General features: G+C 64.3%; 4 protein-coding genes. All 4 read right to left on the bottom strand.

Annotated features, from left to right (window positions below; translation table 11 throughout):
- Window positions 1–85: 85 nt before the first annotated feature.
- The 4 genes from AC1PLS_RS10835 to AC1PLS_RS10820 are packed head-to-tail and all read right to left on the bottom strand — an operon-like array spanning window position 86 to window position 3,960.
- On the bottom strand, window positions 86–1,282 hold the full coding sequence (locus AC1PLS_RS10835; RefSeq protein WP_481104467.1) for an ABC transporter permease: 1,197 nt from the start codon (window positions 1,280–1,282) through the stop codon (window positions 86–88).
- A gap of 33 nt (window positions 1,283–1,315) precedes the next feature.
- Window positions 1,316–2,467: an ABC transporter permease gene (locus tag AC1PLS_RS10830; protein ID WP_184435046.1), complete on the bottom strand. Its 1,152-nt coding sequence runs from the start codon at window positions 2,465–2,467 to the stop codon at window positions 1,316–1,318.
- A complete protein-coding gene (locus AC1PLS_RS10825; RefSeq protein WP_184435048.1) occupies window positions 2,464–3,171 on the bottom strand; it encodes an ABC transporter ATP-binding protein in 708 nt (235 codons plus the stop codon). The genes AC1PLS_RS10830 and AC1PLS_RS10825 overlap by 4 nt, the downstream gene beginning before the upstream one ends.
- A gap of 42 nt (window positions 3,172–3,213) precedes the next feature.
- Entirely contained in the window at window positions 3,214–3,960 is a 747-nt protein-coding gene (locus tag AC1PLS_RS10820; RefSeq protein ID WP_184435087.1) for a polyketide synthase, read from the bottom strand.
- Between the last annotated feature and the right edge of the window lie 3 nt (window positions 3,961–3,963).

Here is a 3,963-nt window from a genome sequence, read left to right as displayed (position 1 = left end):
CCGGATCGGCCCCCTTCGTTGAAGCTTCCAACCCCGTCGCCGGCGCCCCCTCGAAGGCCGACTGGGTCACCCTGAATTGCTTTGCTCAAATCTCTCGCAACGCGACCGTGACCGGCACCCGCGCAGCGCTCAACGCCGGGAACAGGCTACCGGCCACGCCGATGACCACCGCAACCGCCACGCCGATGACTGCGGTGCCCACCGTCATCCTCACGTCGAAAACCAGTTGTGTGTTGAGTCCTCCGAATCCCGTGCCCAGTTCCTTGCCGTTGAGCAGCAGCCAGGAAAGGCCCAGGCCCAGCAAGCTGCCCACGACGGTCAGCGCCAGGGCTTCGAGCAGCACGGACAATACGATCACCCCTTCCCCGTAGCCCAGCGCACGGAGGATCGCGATCTCCGACGCGCGGACGCTCACCGACGCATACATCGTATTAAGTGCAGCGAACATGGCGCCGATCGCCATGATCGCGCCCAGCACGTAGGCGGCCACAAAGACCAGCTTGCCGATGTCTTTCGACTGCTGGCTGAAGAACTCCGATTCGCGCATCACGTCGATGTTGAGTCCCGGATTGGCGCGTAACGACGCCTTCAGGGTATCGAATGCCGTCGGCGACTCCAGTCGCATCAGCACCGAGTTGTAATGGCTCCAGCGCAGCGCATTCGCGAGCGTGTCACGGTCGGTCACCAGTTCGGATTCGTGCGCATCCCCCGCGCTGCTGAACACGCCCACCACGTCCCACCGCGCACCTCGCAGCGTGAGGGTGTCGCCCACCTTGAGTCCCTGGAACCGTCGCGCGGCCGTCTGGCCGACGATCAGTTCGTACTTGCCGGGCCGGAACATGCGCCCCTGCACCAGCTTCATTTCCGGACGAACGGCCATGACCTGCGGCCCCACGCCGCGCAAGGCGATGGTCACGTTCTGGGCATCTCGTCCCGTGCCTCGGATGACAGACGCGGGCGCGAGCAGTTCCGCGGAGGCGACAGCTTGCCCAGAGCCGTCGTGGGCGATTCCCGCGCTGGCGAGGATGGTCAGCACGTCGTTGCGCAGGAGCACGCTGGTAGCGTCGGTCGAAGCACCTCCTCTCAGGACGATGGCGCGATCCGGCCGGCCTGTCTGTGCCACTGATCGGGTCAATCCGGTGGCCATGGCGAGAATGGCAGCCAGCACCGCGACCACGGCGGTCACCCCCACGACTATCACCAGTGAGGAACCCGCGCGACGTGGCAGCGTGAAGAAGCTGGCGGTCATGACGGCGGCTATCTGGCGAAAGGGCTTGGACATGCGGGCGGTATCTCGTGAAAGGAAGCCGGAGCCTCAGCGGCGAAGCGCGAGGGATTCGACGATGCTCAGGCGCCCCGCCTTCCAGGCCGGCATGCCGCCACTGACCAGTGCCATCGCCACGGCGATGCCGAACGAAGCCAGCCAGAGTACCCAGGGGATGCCCGCCCTGGCGAACAGGTCACCGGCCAAAGCGAAGACGGCGCGGGCGACCAGCAACCCGAGAGCGGCCGCGAAAATGCACAGGAGGAAGGCCTCGGCGATGACCAGCGCGACCACGCCCGCCCGGGTGAAGCCTACCGTCTTGAGCACGGCAAATTCGGGCCGGCGCTCGCGCACGGATTGCGTCATCGTGCTGGCGGTGACGAACAGCAGCGAGAAGAACGCCGCACCCACGATCGCGTTCACCAACACGTTGAGGTCGGCGATCGTGGTCATCTGGCTCTGCAACAGCGCCTGCTCGGTCATCGTCCGCGTCTCGGCGGGCGAATTGGCGAAACGCGCGTCGATCGCGTCGATGATGCCTTGCGCTGCCTTCGGATCGGCGATCTCGGCGATGAAGAACTGGACGGTGTCAGGCAGGAATGCGCGCGACTCGTTCAGGTAGTCGTAGTTCATGAAGAACGCGCCGGCCAGGCCCTGCGTGGCGCCGTCGGTGCTCTCAAATATGCCAACGATCTCGAAGGGATAACTCGCCGTGCCGTCCTTCTTCGTCCAGATGGAGCTGCCCAGTGTCACGCTGTCGCCGATCTTCCAGCCGAAGCGGTTGGCCAGCGACTTGGCGACGATGGCGCCGGAACGATGCGTGCGCATGGCCTCAAGCTGATCGGCCGGCACCTTGAATAGCGAGTGATACACGTCGAACATGCTCTTGACGTCGGTGGCGTAAACCGGCACCGGGTTGCGCCGATCCTGGAAATAGCCGCCAAAAAAGGTCATGTGCGACACCTCCACGACCCCGGGCGTTTCGGCGATGCGGCCCTCATGGCCGAGCGGCAATTGCTCCTGGGCGTACTTGCTCGAAACGAACAGGCGATCGTTGAGGTTGGAGAGCGCCGAGTTGAGCACCACGTTGAATCCGATCAGCACGGCGAAGAGCAGGAACGCGACGGCGACGGATATGATGGTGAACCAGGTGCGTTTCGGCCGGCGCCATAACTGCGCCCATACGAGTTGGATGTACTTCAAGCGACGCTCCTGCGGCCTTCGGACGCTTCGCGCGTCCTCGCCTTGCCCACGGGAATGACGCGCGTGGTGTGCCGGGCGGCCTCGGGATCGTGCGTGGCCATGACGATCGTCTTGCCCTGTTCGCGGTTGAGCCAGGCCAGCAGTTCGAGCACTAGGTCGGCGTTTTCGCGATCCAGGTCGCCTGTGGGCTCGTCGCAGACGATCAGCGCCGGATCGGTGACCAATGCCCTGGCGATGGCGATGCGCTGTTGCTGGCCGCCGGAGAGTTCCTCGGGCCGTCGATGCAGGTAATCGGCCATGCCCAGCACTTCGAGCACGTCGCGGACACGCTTGCGGCACTGCGGCGATGGCATACCTGTCAGCAGCAACGGCAGCATCACGTTTCGCTCCACCGACATCACCTGGAGCAGGTGGTAGAACTGGAACACCAGCCCGACGTGACGGGCGCGCCACTGCGAAAGCTGCCGGTTGGAAAAAGTGTGGAGTTCGCCGCCGGCCACCGAAACCGAACCGCGTTCGACCGTGTCGAGGCCCCCGATGATGTTGAGCAACGTCGTCTTGCCGGAACCGGACGGCCCCATCAGCGCAACGAATTCGCCTTGCTCGATGGTGAGGTCTTTCTCGTAGAGCACCTCGATCATGGTGCCGCCGAGCTTGTAGCGTTTGGTCACCTTACGCAACGCGATGAAGCTGGTGCTGGTCATCCTATCCCCCTGCCCGTCCCGGCCTGCGCCAGACGCGAATGGTCAGTTTCCGAAAAGCCGCTCGATCCGCTCCCTTACCTCGGGTTGCGAGAATGTCACGTCGTGCATCGCCAACTCCTGCTCGATCACAGCCGGCAATTCACGGCGCATGCCGCCCACGAGGTGATCTTTCAGCGTGACCAGCGCCCCCCGGGGCTTGTCCGCCAGATCCACCGCCAACTCTTTGGCGTACCCTAGCACATCGGCGCGGGGCATCACGGGGAACGGGACGCCGCGCTTGGCGAGGTCGTCGCCGCGGTAGACGCGGGCGCTCATCAGCATTTCGTGGCCGAGCGGAATGCCGAGCTTGCGCGCCAGAATATAGGTGGCGCCCATGCCGGGCGTGAAGCCGTATTTCATGAAGTTCGTGGTGTAGACGCTCTCGCGGCTGAGCACCACGAAGTCGGCGAACAGCCCGAAAACGAACCCGCCGCCGATCCCGTGGCCCTGCATGGCCGAAATGACTGGAATCCTGCACTCCAGCGCCAAGCTGTAGAGATTCACGTCAGAGAATTTGCTGCGCCCCTGCTGGATGCTGTGCAGCCCCTCCTTGGTGCCTCCGGAGGCGAAATAGGTGTCGTAGCCTGTAAGGATCACCGCCCGGTAGCCAGGGTTCGCCTCGATGTGGGCAAAGGCCTCGACGAGCCCGTGCATGAGCTCCGGTGAAAACGTGTTCTTGTTCTGGCGGTCCTGCATGGTGACCTGCAGGACGCCCGGCGCCACCTCGCTCAAATCGACGACCGATGTCATGGG

It is taken from the genome of Xanthomonas sp. NCPPB 3218, assembly GCF_056725185.1.
The sequence above is the reverse complement of the archived record's forward strand: the minus strand, read 5'-3'. Positions and strand labels throughout refer to the sequence as shown.

What these genes read in the sequence shown, in the direction of transcription:
- AC1PLS_RS10835 (WP_481104467.1), bottom strand. Translation starts at nt 1,282, where the DNA reads ATGTCCAAGCCCTTTCGCCAGATAGCCGCCGTCATGACCGCCAGCTTC.
- AC1PLS_RS10825 (WP_184435048.1), bottom strand. Translation starts at nt 3,171, where the DNA reads ATGACCAGCACCAGCTTCATCGCGTTGCGTAAGGTGACCAAACGCTAC.
- AC1PLS_RS10820 (WP_184435087.1), bottom strand. Translation starts at nt 3,960, where the DNA reads ATGACATCGGTCGTCGATTTGAGCGAGGTGGCGCCGGGCGTCCTGCAG.